The sequence below is a fragment of the Oscillospiraceae bacterium genome (assembly GCA_025757985.1).
In the GTDB taxonomy this organism is placed as follows: domain Bacteria; phylum Bacillota; class Clostridia; order Oscillospirales; family Ruminococcaceae; genus Gemmiger.
In genome coordinates this window covers 1,115,079-1,133,493 of sequence record CP107210.1, presented here as the reverse complement: position 1 = coordinate 1,133,493, position 18,415 = coordinate 1,115,079, and the positions used below count along the sequence as shown (strand labels likewise).

At 58.6% G+C, this 18,415-nt stretch carries 16 protein-coding genes, 3 tRNA genes and 1 pseudogene; 19 read left to right on the top strand and 1 reads right to left on the bottom strand.

What is annotated here, in order from left to right; all coding sequences use genetic code 11:
- Positions 1–2 precede the first annotated feature (2 nt).
- The 18 genes and pseudogenes from hisH (at position 3) to OGM67_05650 (ending at position 14,819) form a co-directional block, all read left to right on the top strand.
- A complete protein-coding gene (gene hisH / locus OGM67_05735) occupies positions 3–620 on the top strand; it encodes an imidazole glycerol phosphate synthase subunit HisH (protein UYJ35810.1) in 618 nt (205 codons plus the stop codon).
- Between the two features lie 21 nt (positions 621–641).
- Complete coding sequence (hisA, locus tag OGM67_05730) at positions 642–1,361, top strand: 1-(5-phosphoribosyl)-5-[(5-phosphoribosylamino)methylideneamino]imidazole-4-carboxamide isomerase (GenBank protein UYJ35809.1); 720 nt, start codon at positions 642–644, stop codon at positions 1,359–1,361.
- Between the two features lie 4 nt (positions 1,362–1,365).
- The gene (gene hisF, locus OGM67_05725; protein UYJ35808.1) at positions 1,366–2,124 is read left to right on the top strand and encodes an imidazole glycerol phosphate synthase subunit HisF; all 759 of its coding nucleotides are present in this window, start codon (positions 1,366–1,368) and stop codon (positions 2,122–2,124) included.
- Between the two features lie 201 nt (positions 2,125–2,325).
- The gene (gene hisIE, locus OGM67_05720; protein UYJ35807.1) at positions 2,326–2,982 is read left to right on the top strand and encodes a bifunctional phosphoribosyl-AMP cyclohydrolase/phosphoribosyl-ATP diphosphatase HisIE; all 657 of its coding nucleotides are present in this window, start codon (positions 2,326–2,328) and stop codon (positions 2,980–2,982) included.
- A 2-nt stretch (positions 2,983–2,984) separates the two neighbouring features.
- Positions 2,985–3,812: a histidinol-phosphatase HisJ family protein gene (locus OGM67_05715; GenBank protein UYJ35806.1), complete on the top strand. Its 828-nt coding sequence runs from the start codon at positions 2,985–2,987 to the stop codon at positions 3,810–3,812.
- Positions 3,813–3,924: 112 nt separating this feature from the next.
- Positions 3,925–4,015, top strand: a tRNA-Ser gene (locus OGM67_05710).
- A 42-nt stretch (positions 4,016–4,057) separates the two neighbouring features.
- Positions 4,058–4,148, top strand: a tRNA-Ser gene (locus tag OGM67_05705).
- Between the two features lie 207 nt (positions 4,149–4,355).
- Entirely contained in the window at positions 4,356–5,012 is a 657-nt protein-coding gene (sdaAB, locus tag OGM67_05700) for an L-serine ammonia-lyase, iron-sulfur-dependent subunit beta (GenBank protein ID UYJ35805.1), read from the top strand.
- Between the two features lie 13 nt (positions 5,013–5,025).
- On the top strand, positions 5,026–5,916 hold the full coding sequence (gene sdaAA, locus OGM67_05695) for an L-serine ammonia-lyase, iron-sulfur-dependent, subunit alpha (protein ID UYJ35804.1): 891 nt from the start codon (positions 5,026–5,028) through the stop codon (positions 5,914–5,916).
- A gap of 248 nt (positions 5,917–6,164) precedes the next feature.
- Positions 6,165–6,368: pseudogene (locus OGM67_05690) on the top strand (RNHCP domain-containing protein).
- 249 nt (positions 6,369–6,617) lie between these two features.
- Complete coding sequence (locus OGM67_05685) at positions 6,618–8,015, top strand: Sapep family Mn(2+)-dependent dipeptidase (protein UYJ35803.1); 1,398 nt, start codon at positions 6,618–6,620, stop codon at positions 8,013–8,015.
- A gap of 294 nt (positions 8,016–8,309) precedes the next feature.
- Positions 8,310–9,662 (top strand): RnfABCDGE type electron transport complex subunit C, encoded by a 1,353-nt coding sequence (locus OGM67_05680; protein ID UYJ35802.1) that lies wholly within the window; start codon positions 8,310–8,312, stop codon positions 9,660–9,662.
- Positions 9,663–9,665: 3 nt separating this feature from the next.
- Entirely contained in the window at positions 9,666–10,622 is a 957-nt protein-coding gene (locus OGM67_05675) for an RnfABCDGE type electron transport complex subunit D (protein ID UYJ35801.1), read from the top strand.
- Positions 10,622–11,197 (top strand): FMN-binding protein, encoded by a 576-nt coding sequence (locus OGM67_05670; protein UYJ35800.1) that lies wholly within the window; start codon positions 10,622–10,624, stop codon positions 11,195–11,197. Before OGM67_05675 ends, OGM67_05670 begins: the two co-directional genes overlap by 1 nt.
- Before the next feature lie 2 nt (positions 11,198–11,199).
- Entirely contained in the window at positions 11,200–11,892 is a 693-nt protein-coding gene (locus OGM67_05665; protein ID UYJ35799.1) for an electron transport complex subunit E, read from the top strand.
- The gene (locus OGM67_05660) at positions 11,889–12,530 is read left to right on the top strand and encodes an electron transport complex protein RnfA (protein ID UYJ35798.1); all 642 of its coding nucleotides are present in this window, start codon (positions 11,889–11,891) and stop codon (positions 12,528–12,530) included. Before OGM67_05665 ends, OGM67_05660 begins: the two co-directional genes overlap by 4 nt.
- 18 nt (positions 12,531–12,548) lie before the next feature.
- Positions 12,549–13,397 carry an RnfABCDGE type electron transport complex subunit B gene (locus OGM67_05655; GenBank protein UYJ35797.1) on the top strand — a complete coding sequence of 283 codons (849 nt, stop codon included), beginning with the start codon at positions 12,549–12,551 and terminating at the stop codon, positions 13,395–13,397.
- A gap of 267 nt (positions 13,398–13,664) precedes the next feature.
- Positions 13,665–14,819 (top strand): FprA family A-type flavoprotein, encoded by a 1,155-nt coding sequence (locus OGM67_05650; protein ID UYJ35796.1) that lies wholly within the window; start codon positions 13,665–13,667, stop codon positions 14,817–14,819.
- 147 nt (positions 14,820–14,966) lie between these two features.
- Here the strand turns inward: OGM67_05650 and OGM67_05645 are convergent.
- A tRNA-Val gene (locus OGM67_05645) sits at positions 14,967–15,043 on the bottom strand.
- Between the two features lie 1,398 nt (positions 15,044–16,441).
- Here OGM67_05645 and OGM67_05640 point away from each other — a divergent pair.
- Positions 16,442–18,385, top strand: a complete 1,944-nt coding sequence (locus OGM67_05640; GenBank protein ID UYJ35795.1) for a replication initiation protein — start codon at positions 16,442–16,444, stop codon at positions 18,383–18,385.
- The last annotated feature ends 30 nt before the right edge of the window (positions 18,386–18,415 follow it).

Genomic DNA, 18,415 nt, shown 5'->3' with positions numbered 1-18,415 from the left:
TTATGATCGCAATCGTTGACTACGGCGTAGGGAATCTGTTCAGCCTTTCGTCCAGCGTCAAAAGTCTGGGCGCGGAGGTCCGCGTGACCCGCGATGCGGCGGATCTGCGGGCGGCAGATCATATCCTGCTGCCCGGTGTCGGGGCCTTTGCCGATGCAATGGCCAAGCTGGAGGCCACCGGCCTTGTGCCCGTTTTGCGCGAAGAAACGCAAAAAAAGCCGCTGCTCGGCATCTGTCTGGGCATGCAGCTTCTGTTTGAAAAAAGCTATGAATACGGTGAACACGCGAGCCTTGGGCTTATCCCCGGCGCGGTCTGCCCGCTGGCAGATGACCTGCGCGACCCTGCGCTCAAGGTGCCCCACATCGGCTGGAACGCTCTGGACATTGTGCCCGGGCGCGAGGCTGACCCGCTGTTCCAGTATATCAAAAACGGCGAGTATGTCTATTATGTACACAGCTATTACGCCAAAAACTGCGCTGCATCGACACTGGCGACCAGTGACTACAGCATCCCCGTGACCGGCGCGGTGCGGCAGGGGCTTGTGTACGGCACCCAGTTCCACCCCGAAAAGTCGGGGGACACCGGTCTGCGCCTGCTGAAGGCCTTTGCCGAACTGTAACGACAAACGGAGGAGATCACGATGAAATTATACCCCGCCATTGATCTGCGCGGCGGTCAGGCCGTGCGGCTCTATCAGGGCGATTACGAAAAAATGACCGTCTACAACGCCGACCCCGTGGCGCAGGCGCAGGAATTTATTGACGCAGGTGCGAAATATCTGCATGTTGTAGATCTGGACGGTGCCAAGGACGATACCACCGCAAACCTGCAGACCATCGCCGCCATCGCCAAACTCGGCGGCTTGAAGATCGAGGTCGGCGGCGGTATCCGTGACGAGGCGCGCATCCGCCGCTATCTTGATCTGGGCGTGGACCGCTGCATCCTCGGCACGATTGCCGTCAAGGATTTCGCTTTTACCCGGGAAATGGCCCAAAAGTACGGCGCACAAATCGCGGTCGGCGTTGATATGCGGGACGGCCTTGTGGCTGTCAACGGCTGGAAGGAGGTCACCCCTGAGCCGGGTGTGGCATTCTGCCGCCGCTGCGCCGAGGCAGGCGTGAAAGCCGTCATTGCCACCGATATTTCCCGGGACGGCACACTGCAGGGAACAAATCTCGACCTGTATCGTGAACTTTTGACAATTCCCGGGCTGGAGGTCACCGCCAGCGGCGGCATTGCCGCCATGGCTGAGCTGGCCGAGCTGCAGGCCATGCACTGCCACGCCGCCATTCTGGGCAAGTCCATTTATACCGGAGCCATCGATCTGGCCAAGGCTGTGCGGCTGTACGAGGGGGAGTGAACGCATGATTACCAAACGTATTATTCCTTGTCTGGATGTAAAAAACGGGCGTGTTGTCAAGGGTGTCAACTTTGCCGGGCTGCAGGATATGGCCGACCCGGTCGAGATGGCGCGGTACTACAACGCTTCCGGTGCAGACGAGCTTGTTTTTTACGATATTACGGCCAGTGTTGAGGGGCGCGGACTCTTCACCGATATTCTGCGCGAGGTCGCAAGCCAGATCTTCATTCCGCTGACCGTCGGCGGCGGCATCAACACGCTGGACGATTTTGACCGGGTGCTGAAATGCGGCGCGGACAAGGTCAGCGTCAACTCCGGCGCTATCCGCAATCCCGGCCTGATCCCCGCTGCAGCCCAAAAATACGGCAACCAGTGCGTTGTGCTCTCCGCTGACATCAAGCGGGTGGACGGCAGATTCATGCTGTTCGCCAAGGGCGGGCGCGAGAACACTGGCATGGATGCCCTTGACTGGCTCGAACAGGGCGTAAAAAACGGCGCGGGGGAACTGGTCGTAAACTCCATTGACACAGACGGCGTGAAAAACGGCTTTGACCTTGAGCTGCTCGATGCCGTGGCCGCCCGCTGCGCCGTGCCCATCATCGCCTCCGGCGGTGCCGGCAAAAGGGAGGACTTTCTGGAGCTGTTCCGCAACCACCCGGCTGTGGATGCCGGGCTGGCCGCGTCCATCTTCCACACGAAGCAGGTAGAAATCAACGATTTGAAGCGGTATTTGCGGGCGAACGGTGTAGAAATGCGGGTGTGATTTCCCCTTCGCCATGCAGCCACCCGGTAGGGGCCGCACATGTGCGGCCCGCAACATTCCCAAAAGCGTCCCCTTGCGGGAAAGCCGCGGGCCGGGCATGCCCGGCCCCTACTGCGTAACTATAGCAAACCTACACTTTACCTCTTGCCAAACCGCATAAAAAGAGGTACACTAAACTATATGACTTTAGGAGTGTCCACCATGGAAATCACCGAAAATTCCAAGACCCTCAAATTTGATGCCAACGGCCTGATCCCCGCCATCGTGCAGGACCATTACACCAAGGAGGTCCTGACCCTTGCCTACATGAACGCCGAAACGCTGGCCCTGACGATTGCCGAGGGGCGCACTGTGTTCTGGTCCCGCAGCCGCCGCGAAATCTGGCGCAAGGGCGAGACCTCCGGCAATGTGCAGCGGGTCGTTTCCATCACCGCCGACTGCGACAAGGATGCGCTCGTCATTGATGTCATCAAGAGCGGCCCTGCCTGCCACACCGGCGCCGAGAGCTGCTTCTTCAACCCGGTCTATGTCTCCGATGAACTGAAGCAGTTCACATGGCAGGGCTTGTACGCACTCATTGAGGGCCGCAAGACCAACCCGCAGGAGGGCAGCTATACCACCTATCTGTTCGACAAGGGGCTGGAAAAGATTCTCAAAAAAGTCGGTGAGGAATCCACCGAGGTCATTATCGCAGGCTCTAAGCGCGACAGGGAGGAGACCATCTACGAGATCAGCGACCTTGCTTACCATGTGATGGTGCTGATGATCGAGCTGGGCATTTCTGTGGAGGACATCACCAAAGAGCTGGAAAAACGACATGTGATCGACCATAAGGTCAAGCAGGAAAGGATGCAGTAACCATGGCAGGCGAATACCTGAAAAGCTCTGTGCACGTTCATTCCAAACTGTGCGATGGCAAAAACACCCCCGAGGAGGTCGCAGTCACGGCTTGGAAGGCCGGTCTGCAGACGCTGGGCTTCAGCGGCCACAGCCACACCCCCCACGATCTTGAATATTGCATGACCCAGAGCCGTACCGCCCTGTACAAGGCGCAGATTGCCAAACTTAAGGAGCGCTACGCGGGCAAAATGGACATTCTGTGCGGTCTGGAGTGGGACCTTTACAGCGACGATGACCCGACCCAGTACGACTACTGGATCGGCAGCACCCACTATGTCCGCGGCCCCAAGACCGGCAAGTATTATGAGATCGACTGGCGCGAGGAGGATCTGCGCGCCTGCATTGACGATGATTTTGACGGCGATGCGCTGGCCGTGGTCGAGGCCTATTTTGCCAATGTGGCCAAGGTTGCCGAGAAGAAGCCCACGATCTTGGGCCACTTCGACCTGATCAAGAAGATCAACGGTGACGGCAAGTTCTTTGATGAGAACGACCCCCGCTACACCGCCGCCGCCAACGCCGCGCTGATGACCGCCGCCCGCAACCGCTGCGTGCTGGAGGTCAACACCTCTGCGGTGTATCGCGGCTTCCGCAAGGATTTCTTCCCGTCCGATGCGATCCTGAAGGAGTGGCTGGTGCTCAGCGGCAATGTCGTCATTACCGCCGACGCCCACGATACCAAGGCGCTGACCTTCGGTTTTGAGGCTGTTGCCGCCAAGCTGAAGGAGCTGGGCTACACCAAGGTGCAGGTACTGGGTAAGGACGGCTTCACCCCCTGCGAGCTGTAATATGTGCTGTTATTTTTGCGCAAATAATTTTTAAAAGAAAATTGCAGGAAGGGGTTGACAACCCCTTCCGTTTTTTGTATAATAATACCTGCATTCTGGCGGCAGCCACTGTGGAGAGGTGTCCGAGTGGTTTATGGAACTGGTCTTGAAAACCAGCGATCCGCGCGAGCGGACCATGGGTTCGAATCCCATCCTCTCCGCCATTTTGTGATAACAAGTGAATATATAAACTCACTTTGACTTGTGGAGTAATACTCAAGAGGTCGAAGAGGCGCCCCTGCTAAGGGCGTAGGGTGGGAAACCGCCGCGAGAGTTCAAATCTCTCTTACTCCGCCAACAAAAACCCGCGTATCTGCGTAAGATATGCGGGTTTTTGGTTTATCTAAGCGCCCGTATACCCCGGCATTTACGACAATCCATCTATCCGTTCTTTGTGCAGGCTGCCCAAAATCCTTTGGTTCTTTTGTATTTCCCGCCAAAACTTGCATTACCGGTGGGAATCCGGTATACTTTCTTTATTACGATTATGCGGAGGTGCCTGCAATGCGTTTATTTGATGTGCTGGGTCCTGTTATGACAGGACCGTCCAGCAGCCATACAGCGGGCGCGGTGCGCATTGGCAGCACGGCGCGGCGTCTTCTGGGCGAGCAGCCTGCCGAGGCCGAGATCCTGCTCTATGGCAGCTTTGCCGCCACAGGCCGTGGCCACGGCACGGATCGTGCGCTGGTGGCAGGCCTGCTGGGCATGCAGCCCGATGATGACCGCATCCCCCACAGCTTTGCACTGGCCAAGGAGGCCGGTCTGCACTTTAAGATCAGCACCGCCAACCTGCGGGGTGCGCACCCCAACACGGCCATGCTGCGACTGGTGGGTGTTTCGGGCCGCAAGTTGGAGGTCGTTGGCTCGTCTATCGGCGGCGGGCGAATCAACATCTGCCAGATCGACGGCATCACGACAAACTTCGGCGGCGATCACAATACGCTGATCGTCCACAATCAGGACACGCCCGGCCATGTAGCAGCCGTCACCACCTGCCTGAGCAGGCACGGCGTCAACATTGCCACGATGCAGCTCTACCGCTCCGCCGCCGGAGGCTATGCCGTCATGGTTCTGGAATGTGATGAGCCCATCCCCGATGAGATTGCCGGGGAGCTGCGCATTCTGCCTGGCATCGTCAAGGTCACTATATTAAATTTGTAAGGGGGCAGGCAAAATGGCATTTTCCTCCGTTCGGGATATGGTCGAGCTCTGCAAAGAGACCGGCCAGCCGCTCTATGAGGTCATTCTGGAAAGCGACCTGACCGAAAGCGGCCTGACCCGCGCCGAGAGCGAGGCCGAGATGCACCGGCTCTGGTCGGTCATGTGCGCCACCAGCGCCGGCTACTGCAGCACAGACCGCTCGATGAGCGGCTTTGCAGGCGGCGATGCAGCCAAGGTCAGCGAGGCTGCGGCCCGCGGCATACTTTACGCAGACGGCTATTTTGCGGATGTCATGGCCGAGGCGCTGAAAACCGCTGAGTGCAACGCCTGCATGAAGCGCATCGTTGCTGCGCCGACAGCGGGCAGCTGCGGTGTTCTGCCCGCTGTGCTGCTGCCTTTGTGGCGGCGCGGGCTGGCAGATGAGACCGCTATACACCGCGCACTTTACATTGCCGCCGGGTTCGGGCAGGTCGTGGCCGCCCGCGCCACGCTGGCGGGTGCCGAGGGCGGCTGTCAGGCGGAGGTCGGCGCTGCCAGCGCAATGGCTGCCGCCGCACTGGTGGACATCCGGGGCGGCACGGCCGAGCAGTGCGCCGAGGCGTTCGCCATGGCGCTCACAAATCTGGAGGGGCTTGTCTGCGACCCAGTGGCAGGCCTTGTGGAGATACCCTGCATCAAGCGCAATGTCATCGGTGCCATGAACGCCGTCTCCGCCGCCGATATGGCGCTGGCCGGTGTGGTCGGACATATCCCGGCCGATGAGGTCATTGATGCGATGGCCGAGGTCGGCAACGCGATGAGCCAAGATCTGCGCGAGACCGGCATCGGCGGCCTCGCCGGCACCCCGACCGGCCGCGCCATCTGCGAGATCGTGACGATGAACGGCAGGGAAGAGGAAGCGTAAATTTCCTCCGCAGCAAACGGACGGGCATCGACCCGGAAACGCTGCGGCCGCCACCACATTATTTCCCGGGCGGCCAATGGCTGCCCCTGCAAATATTCCTACTATTATAATAAGGAGAACTGCTTTTTGAAATCAGGTGCCTTGGAGCTTGTGCGCTGACCGGGAGGTCGCGCCATTGCCAAATGCTACGCGTTCCTCCCATACGGATTTTTTACCGCTTACTGTAAAAATTCGGGAGGACACACCCTATGAACCGTGAAAACAAGCGCAAGCAATTTCAGAACGGATATTATAAAAACCACCGCTGTGACGACACCTTTACCTGCAAGCACTGCGGGCGGGTCGTGGTGCCCATCGGGGCGGGCACACAGCACCGCAACCATTGCCCCAACTGCCTTGTCAGCCTGCATCTGGACGATGAACCCGGCGACCGCACCGCCGACTGCGGCGGACAGAGGAAAAGACCGCCCTGATGGGCGGGGAGGGAAGGCTGCGGTGAATGTTTGCGGGGCGGCAAGACTACATGGCAGGGTGAGGGCACCCCGCCTCGCCAAACGGCATCACAAACCGTAGGGCGGCATGCCCCATGCCGCCGGGGCATCGAGGACGCCGCCCCTCTGCCATGCTTTCTACGCAACTTCCCGTTTACAAATTCCGACAATGTGGTATACTGGAAGAAAAACTCTGGGAGGATTCCATCCATGAACGATATGCGTTGGGCGTCCATTGACGCCTTTGCCGAGCAAAACCGTGACAATATCCTGCGCGACATCACCCGCCTTGTTGCCGTACCCAGCGTTGAGGGTACGCCGGAGCCGGGCGCACCGTTCGGTGCCGGCCCCCGCGCTGCACTGGACAAGGCGCTGGAGATCGCCGGGGAGCTGGGCCTTGACACCTTCAATGCCGATGGCTACATCGGCTGGGCCGAGACCGGCCGCATCGCCGATGGCCAGAAGTTCATTGGCACCATCACCCACACCGATGTCGTGCCCGAGGGCAACGGCTGGGACGCCGACCCCTACACCGTCCGCGTGCGGGACGGCTGGCTGCTGGGCCGCGGCGTGGCCGATGACAAGGGCCCGAGCATCCTCTGCCTGTATGCGCTGAAATACCTCAAGGACAGCGGCATTGAGCTGAAATACCCCGTGCGCGCCCTGCTGGGCACCAACGAGGAGACCAACATGCACGATGTAGACTACTACGCCGAGCATTACCCGATGCCCGCCTTCTGCTTTACCCCCGATGCCGAGTTCCCGGTCTGCAACGGCGAGAAGGGCGGCTTCAACGGCGAGATCGTCAGCCCCCGCTTTGAGAACAGCATCATCACCGCCTTTGAGGGCGGCGTGGCCCACAACGCCGTGCCTGACCGCGCAGCCTGCACCGTGCAGGTGGCCGCAGGCGCACTGGTTCCCTGTGAGGGCGTGACCTTTGAGGCAGGGGAGGGCGGTGCCACCGTCATCCGCGGCTGGGGCAAGAGCGGCCATGCCGCCATGCCCGAGGGTACCGTCAACGCCATCGGCCTGATCGTTGACTGCCTGCTCAAGAGCGGCGTCTGCACCCCGCAGGAGGAGGCCTACCTGCAGGTGCTGCATACGCTGCACGCCTCCACGGACGGCAGTGCGCTGGGCATTGCCGCCGATGACGGCCTGTTTGACCCGCTGACGATCATCGGCGGCACGATCGAGATGAAGGACGGCATCATCCGCCAGAGCTTCGACTGCCGCTATCCCACCAACACCGATCCCGAGAAGATGACCGCCGCCATGGAGAAGATCTGCGGCGCGGCCGCCCGCATCGAGAATGTGACGAGCCGCGTGCCGTTTTATATTGATGCCGACAGCCCGGCCATCCAGACCCTGATCAACACCTACAACGATGTGACCGGCGAGGGCAAGACCCCCTTCACGATGGGCGGCGGCACCTACGCGCGCCACTTCCCGTATGCCGTCAGCTTCGGCCCCGAGCACACCGACATTGCCATCCCCGACTTTGCCGGCCCCATGCACGGCGCCAACGAGGGCACCCCGTTTGAGAAGCTCATCGAGGCCCTCAAGATCTATATCCTGGCCCTGCTCCGCCTGCAGGAGATCGAGCTGTAAGTCACAGCCCGGCAGCTTTCGCTGCCGGGCTTTTTTCTTTGTCGGATTGTTAATTTTTATACAGCAGTTCAATTCTGCATCGGTTGCGAAAATTGTTGCAATTCTTGCGGGTTCGGCATAAAACTGCCGCCTGCTTGCTTGACTTGACCTTGAAAAATGGTACAATATATCTGTATTGTTATCCACCCGGGCAGGGGAGCAGACAACGCCTGCCCGGGCGAGAATCAAAGGTCATCGCCGCACGATTCCCGCCGTATCGGCAGTCAGAATGGTGCGGCAATGCCAAAAAGAGAAATGGGGGAAATCAGATTGTTCAAATCCCTAAAGCGCTCTGCCAAGGGTGCCGCTGTGCCGCATGTGAAGGCTACAGCCGGGCTGCCGACCGTCAAGATGCCGGTGCCTGAGCATGTTGTCATTCCCATGTCGATGCATATCGGCGCACCCGCAGAGCCTGTCGTCAAAAAGGGCGACACCGTCATGGTCGGTACCGTGATCGGCAAGGCCGGCGGCTTTGTGTCCGCCAATGTCTACTCCAGCGTGTCCGGCACTGTGCAGGACATTGCCCCGCTGCGCATGGTCAACGGCGCAATGGCAACGGCCGTTGCCATCAAGACCGATGGCGCGCAGACGGTAGACCCCGCCTGCGTGCCGCCTGTTGTCACCGACAAGGCAAGCCTTCTGGCCGCCGTGCAGGCCTGCGGTCTGGTCGGTGTCGGCGGTGCCGGCTTCCCGACGCATGTCAAGCTGGCTGCCAACACGATCGACACGCTGCTCATCAACGCAGCCGAGTGCGAGCCCTACCTGACCACCGACTGCCGCGAGATGCTGGAGTGCAGCGACACCATCATCTCCGGCATCGCCGCGGTTATGAAGTACTGCGAGATCCCGCACTGCATCATCGGCATTGAGCGCAACAAGCCTGAGTGCATCGACCTGCTCTGCTCGCTAACCCGCGAGATGAAGGGCGTTGAGGTCAAGGGCCTGCCGATGCGCTACCCGCAGGGTGCCGAGAAAACGCTGGTCGAGACCTGCACAGGCCGCGAGGTGCCGCAGTTCGGCCCCTCCGGCAAGCCGGGTCTGCCCGCCGATGTGGGCTGCGTCATCATGAATGTGACGAGCGTGTCTACCTTAGGCAAGTTCCTCAAGACCGGCATCCCGCTGGTGACGAAGCGCGTCACCGTGGAGGGCGATGCCATCGCCAAACCCCAGAACATCGAGGTCCCCATCGGCACGCTCTACCGCGATGTCATCGAGGCCTGCGGCGGTGTCAAGGAGGGTGTCGAGCTGGGCAAGATCATCTTCGGCGGCCCCATGATGGGCGGTGCCGCCCCCAGCGCGGACTTCCCGGTCCTGAAGCAGAACAACGGCCTGCTGCTGTTCAGCAAGGCCGCCGCCACCCTGCCTGAGCCGTCGGCCTGCATCCGCTGCGGCCGCTGCATCGAGGCTTGCCCCATGGGTCTGGAGCCCGTGGTTATTGCGCAGGACTTTGCCAACAAGGATTTTGATGCGCTGAAGGCACGCTGCGTGGATCTCTGCGTAGCCTGCGGCAGCTGCACCTACGCCTGCCCGGCCAAGCGCCCCGTCAGCCAGACGATGGGCCTTGCCAAGGGCTGGTATATGGCCGAGCTGCGGAAAGGAGGCAAATAACCGATGGAAGATCGTCTGATCGTTACCGCCTCGCCGCACATCCGCGAAGCAACCACCGCCCGCGGGCTGATGGGCAATGTTGTCATTGCGCTGCTGCCCGCCGTGCTGGCTGCCGGGCTGATCTTCGGCGTGCAGGCTCTTGTGCTGGTGGCTGTGACCACCCTGGCCTGTGTGGCGTTTGAATACTTATATGAAATGCTGCTGAAAAAGCCGAACACGGCGGGGGATCTGTCTGCCGTTGTCACCGGCATCATTCTGGCACTGAACATGCCCGTGGGCATGCCGCTCTGGATCGCCGTGGTCGGTGCCTTTGTGGCCATCATCATCACGAAGCAGCTCTTCGGCGGCCTTGGCTACAACTTTGCCAACCCCGCGCTGGTGGGCCGTATCGTGCTGTTCCTCGGCTTTACCTCCCGCATGACCGCCTATGTCTACCCCGACATGGCCGTTGATGCGCTGGCCTCCGCCACGCCGCTGGCCGTGGCCGACAAGACCAGCCTGAACCTGCTGGACCTCTTCCTCGGCTTCCACGGCGGCATGATGGGCGAGGTCTGCGTGCTGGCGATCCTGCTGGGCTTTGCCTATCTGGTTGCCACCAAGACCATTCAGACCACTGTCCCCGTCACCATCGTGGCCACCGTCTTTGTGCTGACCGCGCTGAACACCGGCAGTGCCTACACCGCCCTGATCGAGTGCATGTCCGGCGGCCTTTTGTTCGGTGCCGTCTTTATGGCGACCGACTATGTGACCTGCCCCTTCACCACAAAGGGCAAGCTGTTCTACGGCGTCTTTATCGGTCTCATCACCTTCCTGATCCGCCACTTCGGCTCGATGAATGAGGGCATGAGCTACGCCATCCTGCTGGGCAACCTGATGACCCCGTGGTTCAACGCTTGGGGCCACCAGACGCCGCTGGGCTACCAAAAGCCCAAAAAGGCCAAGAAAGGCGGTGCTGAATAATGGCTGAAAATCAGAATACCGAGAAGCAGAGCGCCTTCAAGGAGCTTGTGCTGCCCGTTATCGTGCTGGTCGTTATCTGTCTGGTCTGCAGCGCGCTGCTGGCTGTGCTGAACGATGTCACCGCCCCCATCATCGAGGCGAACAACCACGCCGAGACGCTGGCCGCCTATGTCTCCGTCCTGCCCGAGGGCACCGTCACCGATGACATGACTGAGGTCGAGGACCTGACCACCGATGGTGTGGAGGGTGCTGTCACGACCTCCGCCGGTGCGGTTGCGGTCAAGGCCGCTGCGTCCGGCTACTCCGGCAAGGCTGTCACCGTCTATGTCGCCTTCGACACCGAGGGTGCGATCTCCGCCATCTCGATCGACGGCTCCACCCAGACCACCGGCATCGGCTCCAAGGTCTCCGGCGATTCCTTCGCCTCCGGCTTTATCGGCTGGAACGGGGGAGAGGTTGCCTCCGGCAGCCCCGTGGACAGCATCGCCGGTGCGACCTACTCCAGCAACGGCGCGTTCAACGCCATCAATGCAGCCATCGACTGCTACAATAACGAGATCAAGGGGGTGCAGTAACGATGAACGAAAAACCGAGCAAGTGGAAGGTTTTTACGGCCGGTATCATCCGTGAAAACCCCGTTCTGCGTCTGGTGCTGGGCTGCTGCTCCGCACTGGCCGTCACCACCACCGTTTCCGGCGCCGTGGGCATGGGTCTGGCCATGACCTTTGTTCTGGTCTGCTCCAACATTGTTATCTCGGCACTGCGCAAGGTCATCCCGGCCAAGGTGCATCTGCCGTGCTACATCGTCATCATCGCCACCTTCGTCACCGTTGTGCAGATGGTGCTGCAGGCGTTCATCCCCGACCTGTATAAGGCGCTGGGCGTCTATCTGGCGCTGATCGTTGTCAACTGCATCATTCTCGGCCGTGCCGAGATGTTCGCCTGCAAAAACACCGTAGCGGACTCCGCACTGGACGGCCTCGGCATGGGCATCGGCTACATCCTGACGATGCTGCTCATGTCCTCTATCCGTGAGATCATCGGCAGCGGTACATGGATGGGCATCACCATCATCCCCGAGAGCGTTGACCGCATGACCGTCATGAACTCCGCCCCGGGCGGCTTCTTCGTGTTCGGCTGCCTGATGGCCGGCTGTGTCTGGCTGGAGCGCAAGCTGAACAAGCCCATCGAGCGCAAGAGCTGCGGCGATGTCATGCTGGAAAAAATTGACGCCGCTAAAGAAGAACAGAAGGAGGGTGCCGCACAATGATTTCTCATATCGCAACCTTTGCCACCATCTTCTTCAGCATGATCCTCGTCAACAACTATGTGCTGGTGCAGTTCCTCGGCATCTGCCCGTTTCTGGGTGTCTCCAAAAAGCTGGATTCCTCCGTGGGCATGGGTGCCGCCGTTATCGTTGTCATGGTCATTGCCACGGCCGTGACCTTCCCGCTGCAGATCTTCCTGCTGGATGCCTATGATCTGGGCTATCTGCAGACCATCATCTTCATCCTCGTCATTGCCGTCCTCGTGCAGCTTATCGAGATCACGCTGCGCAAGTATATCCCGGCCCTCTACCAGAGCCTGGGCGTCTACCTGCCGCTGATCACCACCAACTGCTGTGTGCTGGGCGTCACCATTCTGGCTGTGCAGGACTACTCCTCCGTTGTCGCTGAGTACGGCTTCGGCCTTGCCTTTGCCGAGGCTCTGATCTGCTCCGCCGGTGCCGGTGTCGGCTTCCTCGTAGCCATGCTGCTGTTCTGCGGCGTGCGTTCCCGCGTCGAAAACTCCAACCCGCCGGAGAGCTTCAAGGGTCTGCCCATCACGCTGGTTTCCGCCGCCATCACCTCCCTGAGCTTTATGGGCTTCGGTGGTCTGGTCGAAAACATCATCAACGCGATATTCTGAGAAAGGGGAATAAAGAGAATGAACCCGATCGTATTTGCTATCGTTGTCGTGGTGGTGCTGGGCCTGGCCGGCGGCGTGATCCTTGTGCTGGCCTCCAAATTCATGGCCGTGTATGAGGATCCGCGCATTGCGCAGGTTGCAGAGTGTCTGGCCGGTGCCAACTGCGGCGGCTGCGGCTACGCCGGCTGTGCCGACTACGCCAAGGCCATTGTTGAGGACGGCGCCCCCACCTTCAAGTGTGCGCCGGGCGGCGATAAGGCCACCGATGCCATCAACACCATCATGGGCAATGCCACCGATGACCGCCCCAGCCTGCGCGCCACCGTGATCTGCGCAGGCGGCGAGAACTGCGGCACCCGCTTTGACTATCAGGGCATCCAGACCTGCGCTGCTGCCAACGGCATTGCCGGCGGTCCCAGCGCCTGTGCCTATGGGTGTCTGGGTCTGGGTGACTGCACCCGCGCCTGCAAGTTTGACGCCATCCATGTCATCAACGGCGTGGCGGTCGTTGACCGCGAAAAATGCACCGGCTGCACAGCCTGCACCGTTGTCTGCCCGCGCCATGTCATCCAGATGAAGCCCATCGCCCCGCAGCCTGCGGTCAAATGCTCCAACAAGGACAAGGGCGTTCTGGTCAACAAGACCTGCAAGGTCGGCTGCATCGCCTGCGGCCTCTGTGTGCGCAACTGCCCGAATGAGGCCATCTTCCTGAAGGACAATGTGGCCGCCATCGACTACACCAAGTGCAACGGCTGCGGCACCTGCGTTTCCAAGTGCCCGAAGAAGGCCATCCAGTGGGTCGAGGGTACCCCGCGCCCCATTGACGCCCCCGTGCCTGAGCACGAAGTCTTAAAGACCCGCGTATAAGCTAGGGTAAGCATCCCCGCGCTCCCCGCCGATAAGGCGGGGAGCTTTTTGTTTTACCAGTGCTTTCATCCAGCTCTGTAGGGAGGGGTCAAGACCCCTCCCTACAAACCATATTGCAGGGGACGGCACCCCCGACGCCCTACAAATGCCGCCCAATAAAAATTTTCTCAAATTATTTTTGAAAAGACCGAGACAAATTCCTAAAAATATGCTATACTATGCTTGAGATAACAACCGGAAACCGTATTAATCAGGAGGTTTGCAGCTATGGAAATCACCAAAGATATTTTGTATGTCGGCGTCAACGACCACCTTGTTGACCTGTTTGAGAGCCAGTACGATGTGCCCAACGGCATGGCGTACAACTCGTACCTGATCTGCGATGAAAAGGTCGCCGTGATGGACAGCGTGGACGCCCATTTTACCGACGAGTGGATCACCAAGATCGCCGCTGCACTGGGCGAGCGCGCGCCCGACTATTTTATCGTGCAGCACATGGAGCCTGACCACTCCGGCTCGGTGGCCGCCTTTGCGCAGGCCTACCCGGAGACCACGATCGTTGCCTCTGCGCAGGCCTTCAACATGATGAAGGCCTACTTCGGCACCGACTATGCCGACCGCCGCATCGTTGTCAAGGAGGGGGACACCCTGCCGCTGGGCCGCCACACCCTGCATTTTGTCACTGCCCCGATGGTCCACTGGCCCGAGGTCATCATGACCTACGATGATGCCGACAAGGTACTGTTCAGCGCGGACGCTTTCGGCAAGTTCGGTGCGCTTGATGTGGAGGAGCCGTGGCTGCCCGAGGCCCGCCGCTACTTCATCGGCATCGTGGGCAAGTACGGCGTGCAGGTGCAGGCCGTGCTGAAAAAGGCCGCCGGCCTTGACATTGAGACCGTCTGCAGCCTGCACGGCCCCGTCCTGCACAAGGAGCAGCTGGGCGATGTGCTGGCCGCCTACGACACATGGAGCGCCTACCGCCCCGAGACGGAGGGCGTGCTGGTGGCCTACAGCAGCATCTACGGCCACACCGCTGAGGCCGCTGCCCGGCTGGCCGAGGCGCTGCGCGCCAAGGGCGTTGAGACTGTCTCGATGGATCTGGCGCGCTGCGATATGGCCGAGGCCGTGGCGCAGGCGTTCCGCTTCAGCAAGCTGGTACTGGCCACGCCTACCTACAATGCCGATGTATTCCCCTTCATGAAGGACTTCATCAACCACCTGACCGAGCGCAACTACCAGAACCGCACCGTTGCCTTCATCGAGAACGGTTCTTGGGCACCGATGGCCGCCAAGGTCATGCGCAAAATGCTCGAGAACAGCAAGGCCCTGACCTTTGCCGACACCACCGTCACCGTCAAGGGTGCCCTGAACGATGCCTCCGAGGCTCAGATCGCCGCTTTGGCCGATGAGCTGAGCAAGTAACCCCTATACAAAAGCGCGCGCCCCAAACCGCCTTCTTCGCGGTCTGGGGCGCGCTTTTCTTTGCCGTGTACACAGGCCGGAGAAAAAGCCGCGCCCTGTGTTTGCTGACAAAAATAAAAGCCGCAGATACTGCTATCTGCGGCTTTGTGGTGGAGGATGGGGGACTCGAACCCTCGACCTCTGCGATGTGAACGCAGCGCTCTAACCAGCTGAGCTAATCATCCATGTGCGATTGACAAATGATATTATAAAGGATTCCGCCGCGTTTGTCAAGCGCCGGGAACAATTTTTATCTGCAGTTTTTCCAAAGTGTGCTTTTGCCGGCAGGATGGACCGCCCCGCCCCAGCATATAGGGGAGGGCACACCGGCCGAACGCCTTGCCTTGGGTTGTTATTCCGCGCACATTTTCTCACGCTCTGTTGTTATCCACGGCACAATTCTGCGGCGGCGCCCCCCCTCAATGTTGTTATCCGGGACACAATTTTCCCCCTCCCGGATTGGAGCAGCGCGCACAGTTTGCCGCCCCGCTGTTGTTATCCAGCGCATAATTTCATCCGGCCGTTCCCGTCGGGATTTCCATGGCAGAGTTGTTATCCCGCACACATTTTACAGCTTTGCTCCGCCTTGCCCGGTGTTGTTATTCAGCACACATTTTATACCTGAAAATAATGCAGTTGTTATCGGCAGCACAATTCGCCCGTGCGGGATTTTGGTTTTCTGCGATTTTTTCTATTGTTATTCTGCGCACATTTTACAATTTGTAGAATTTCGGCAGGGTTGTTATCCACAGCACAATTCGTAAAAAAGAACGCTTTTACGCCGGTCTATTGTTGTTATACAAAGCACAATTCCAAAAATCTTTTTTCGGGTGTTGTTATTTGCCGCACATTTTACGAAAAGCTGTATTTTTCCATTCCCTGTTGTTACGGTCAGCACAGTTTTTCCGTATGCAGGGCGCGGTTGTTATCGGCAGCACAATTCCGGTCTGCAGGATTTTTTCTTCCAGGGTTGTTAAACGCAGCACATTTTTTGCAGAGCGGCTTTTCCATATCAGTATTGTAACGGAGAGCACAATTCAAAAAAATTCTTTTTTGTGGTTGTTATACCTGACACTTTTCAAAAATCCTACCCAAAATTGCGACCGCAGAATTTTTGCGCAAAAAATATTTTTTTGCGTTGTTACCGCCGGCACATTGTAGCGCAGCACACAGCCCGGTTGTTAGACAGCGCACAGCAGGGTTGGAATCTACCGCACAGTTTTGTTGTAATTTTCGACATAGCTATACCTTATTTCTAAATATATATAAATATAGCCTAAAATTTCCAAAAACAAAAAACGCATATTTCCGGCGCGGAAAAAGAAATGTGCTGAATGTTACAATAATTGACACCCGGCGCACAATCTGGTATTATACGCTTAACGAATTGCGCGATACTTTTCGGGAAATTCGCATGCTTTTTTAGATTTTTAGAAAATTGTTGTTATTTAAAGCACATTTCCGGCCCGTGCAGCAGGATGGCTGCGGGCTTGGGATGTGTATTTTTCAGTGCGTGTAAAGGCATCCCGTACAAGTCCCGTCTGCGGTGTTGTACGGCAATGCCTGAGAATGAGGTTTTCAGCATGGCTTCTTACACACCCACCCCCTCGGCCACCAAGGCAGGGAGCAAAAACGGCCGCACCAAAAAGACTGCGGCCAAAGCCGGTGCAAAAAACGGCAAAAAGCAAAGCACCGCCCCGGTCGCTACCTACAGCGGCCGCGGCAGCCAGACGATCGTCCGGAAATCCAACGACCTGATCCAGAACGCAATGTACAGTCTTTCGCTGAGTCAGCAAAAGCTGATGCTGCACATTTTCGCCATGATCAAGCCGTCGGATACCGAGCTGCCACGCTATGAGATGTCGATCTATGAGTTTCTCAAGCTCTGCGGCGTGGACCCCCACAACGGCTCGATGTACAAGCAGGTCAAAAAGAACATCGAGGATATCGCCAACGCCAAGGTACAGTGGATCCGTCTGGCAGGCACCCAAAAAATCACGATGTTCCGCTGGCTTTCCAGCGCAACGATCGATGAGGGCACCGGTAAGATCGTGCTGACGCTGGACCAGTCGCTCAAGCCGCACCTGATCCAGCTTAAAGAGTTCTACACAACAATGAACATCACCTATACGCTCCCGATGAAGAGCCAGTATAGCTTGAAGATTTATGAGCTGTGCAAGAGCTACCAGAATCTCTACCTGACGAAAAAGCAGAAGGGCGAGCCGCTCGTCTGGAACATTGAAACGCTGAAAAAACAGGTGGACTGCAACGCAGCCAACTGGGCCCATGTCCGCCGCACGGTGCTGGACAAGGCGAAAAGTGAAATCAACGGACACACCGACATTTATTTTGACTATGAGGTCTACGAAAAAGACCGCCAGCGCGTCATTGCCATCGCCGTCACGATCGAGCCTGTGGACAAGCAGGTCGCGGATGACAAGCTGAACGAGATCACTAAATCCATGTCGAGCAAGGTGCGCAGCAAGAAAAACAAGCTGACGCTGGCAGAGACCGGCACTTTGGACGATGACCCGAATGTCCTGACGCTGGAGTATGTTTCGGTGCCTGAGACAACGATCCCGTATTCCTACGGTGCTACGCCGGAAATTCTGCGTCAAGAGCTGGAGGTCAAGGCAGAGCTGGATAAGCTGGCACGAGAACTGACTGCCGATGAGATGGAGGCCGTGCATACTATCATCGGCGCCATGGTCAAGATGGCCGGAACGCCGCGCGGCAATGACAAGATGATCGACGGCGGCAACGCGCATTTCTTCCAGACGATGAACAATGTCATCGACAACTGCGGCGGCCTGCGCCGCTGGTTTGAGGGGGCTGCGACCCGCTATGCCGCCAAGGTCATCCCGGTGGCACGCACCAAGAGCGCGCCGCTGCCGTATCTGTCCCGTGCGATCCTTGAGGATCTGGAAAACTATCGTCTTTATGTCGTGGGCGGTATGCCGGAGGAGTTGGAGGACGAATACCCCGAAACGCCGGATATCGTGGAGACGACTGACTTTGTGGAGACGGACGCCGAGCCGGTGAACCAGCTGGAACCGGACGATGCTGCGACAAAAAAGGAAATCACGGCAGCCCTGCTGCGCTACATCGACCGCGAGGCGCTCTCGGCAAGGCTGACGACCGGCCAGATGGAGGCCTTTGAGGATATTCTGCAGATGACAGCCTACTTCTGCCGCCGTAATGTCAAGGGCAAGGATGACGGCATGATGGAGGGCAAGGCCAACATGCAATTTTTGGATGCCCTCAATAAGGTCATCGCCCGCTATGAAAGCCTGACCATTCTGTTTGAGGCGATGGCGGTCATGATGGACTATGACACCTACTGGAAGGATTTGATGAAGAATCCCAAGATCAAGAATCCGAAGCTGGTCTTTCAGTCCGAGGTCGAGAAGGCGCTGCTGATGCCCTCCGCCGTGATCGGCGCGTATACTGCCCGCAGGGACCAGAATGACAGCGGCCGCCCTGCAAGAAAAGAGTACAACTGGACGAAGGTTTTTGACGAAGAATAACCGCACCGTCTGCAAAATGTGCGCTGAATA

Bases quoted from the DNA above. Each gene is read 5' to 3' on its own strand.
- hisH (UYJ35810.1), top strand. From the start codon at position 3: ATGATCGCAATCGTTGACTACGGCGTAGGGAATCTGTTCAGCCTTTCG.
- hisA (UYJ35809.1), top strand. From the start codon at position 642: ATGAAATTATACCCCGCCATTGATCTGCGCGGCGGTCAGGCCGTGCGG.
- hisF (UYJ35808.1), top strand. From the start codon at position 1,366: ATGATTACCAAACGTATTATTCCTTGTCTGGATGTAAAAAACGGGCGT.
- hisIE (UYJ35807.1), top strand. From the start codon at position 2,326: ATGGAAATCACCGAAAATTCCAAGACCCTCAAATTTGATGCCAACGGC.
- OGM67_05715 (UYJ35806.1), top strand. From the start codon at position 2,985: ATGGCAGGCGAATACCTGAAAAGCTCTGTGCACGTTCATTCCAAACTG.
- sdaAB (UYJ35805.1), top strand. From the start codon at position 4,356: ATGCGTTTATTTGATGTGCTGGGTCCTGTTATGACAGGACCGTCCAGC.
- sdaAA (UYJ35804.1), top strand. From the start codon at position 5,026: ATGGCATTTTCCTCCGTTCGGGATATGGTCGAGCTCTGCAAAGAGACC.
- OGM67_05685 (UYJ35803.1), top strand. From the start codon at position 6,618: ATGAACGATATGCGTTGGGCGTCCATTGACGCCTTTGCCGAGCAAAAC.
- OGM67_05680 (UYJ35802.1), top strand. From the start codon at position 8,310: ATGGGGGAAATCAGATTGTTCAAATCCCTAAAGCGCTCTGCCAAGGGT.
- OGM67_05675 (UYJ35801.1), top strand. From the start codon at position 9,666: ATGGAAGATCGTCTGATCGTTACCGCCTCGCCGCACATCCGCGAAGCA.
- OGM67_05670 (UYJ35800.1), top strand. From the start codon at position 10,622: ATGGCTGAAAATCAGAATACCGAGAAGCAGAGCGCCTTCAAGGAGCTT.
- OGM67_05665 (UYJ35799.1), top strand. From the start codon at position 11,200: ATGAACGAAAAACCGAGCAAGTGGAAGGTTTTTACGGCCGGTATCATC.
- OGM67_05660 (UYJ35798.1), top strand. From the start codon at position 11,889: ATGATTTCTCATATCGCAACCTTTGCCACCATCTTCTTCAGCATGATC.
- OGM67_05655 (UYJ35797.1), top strand. From the start codon at position 12,549: ATGAACCCGATCGTATTTGCTATCGTTGTCGTGGTGGTGCTGGGCCTG.
- OGM67_05650 (UYJ35796.1), top strand. From the start codon at position 13,665: ATGGAAATCACCAAAGATATTTTGTATGTCGGCGTCAACGACCACCTT.
- OGM67_05640 (UYJ35795.1), top strand. From the start codon at position 16,442: ATGGCTTCTTACACACCCACCCCCTCGGCCACCAAGGCAGGGAGCAAA.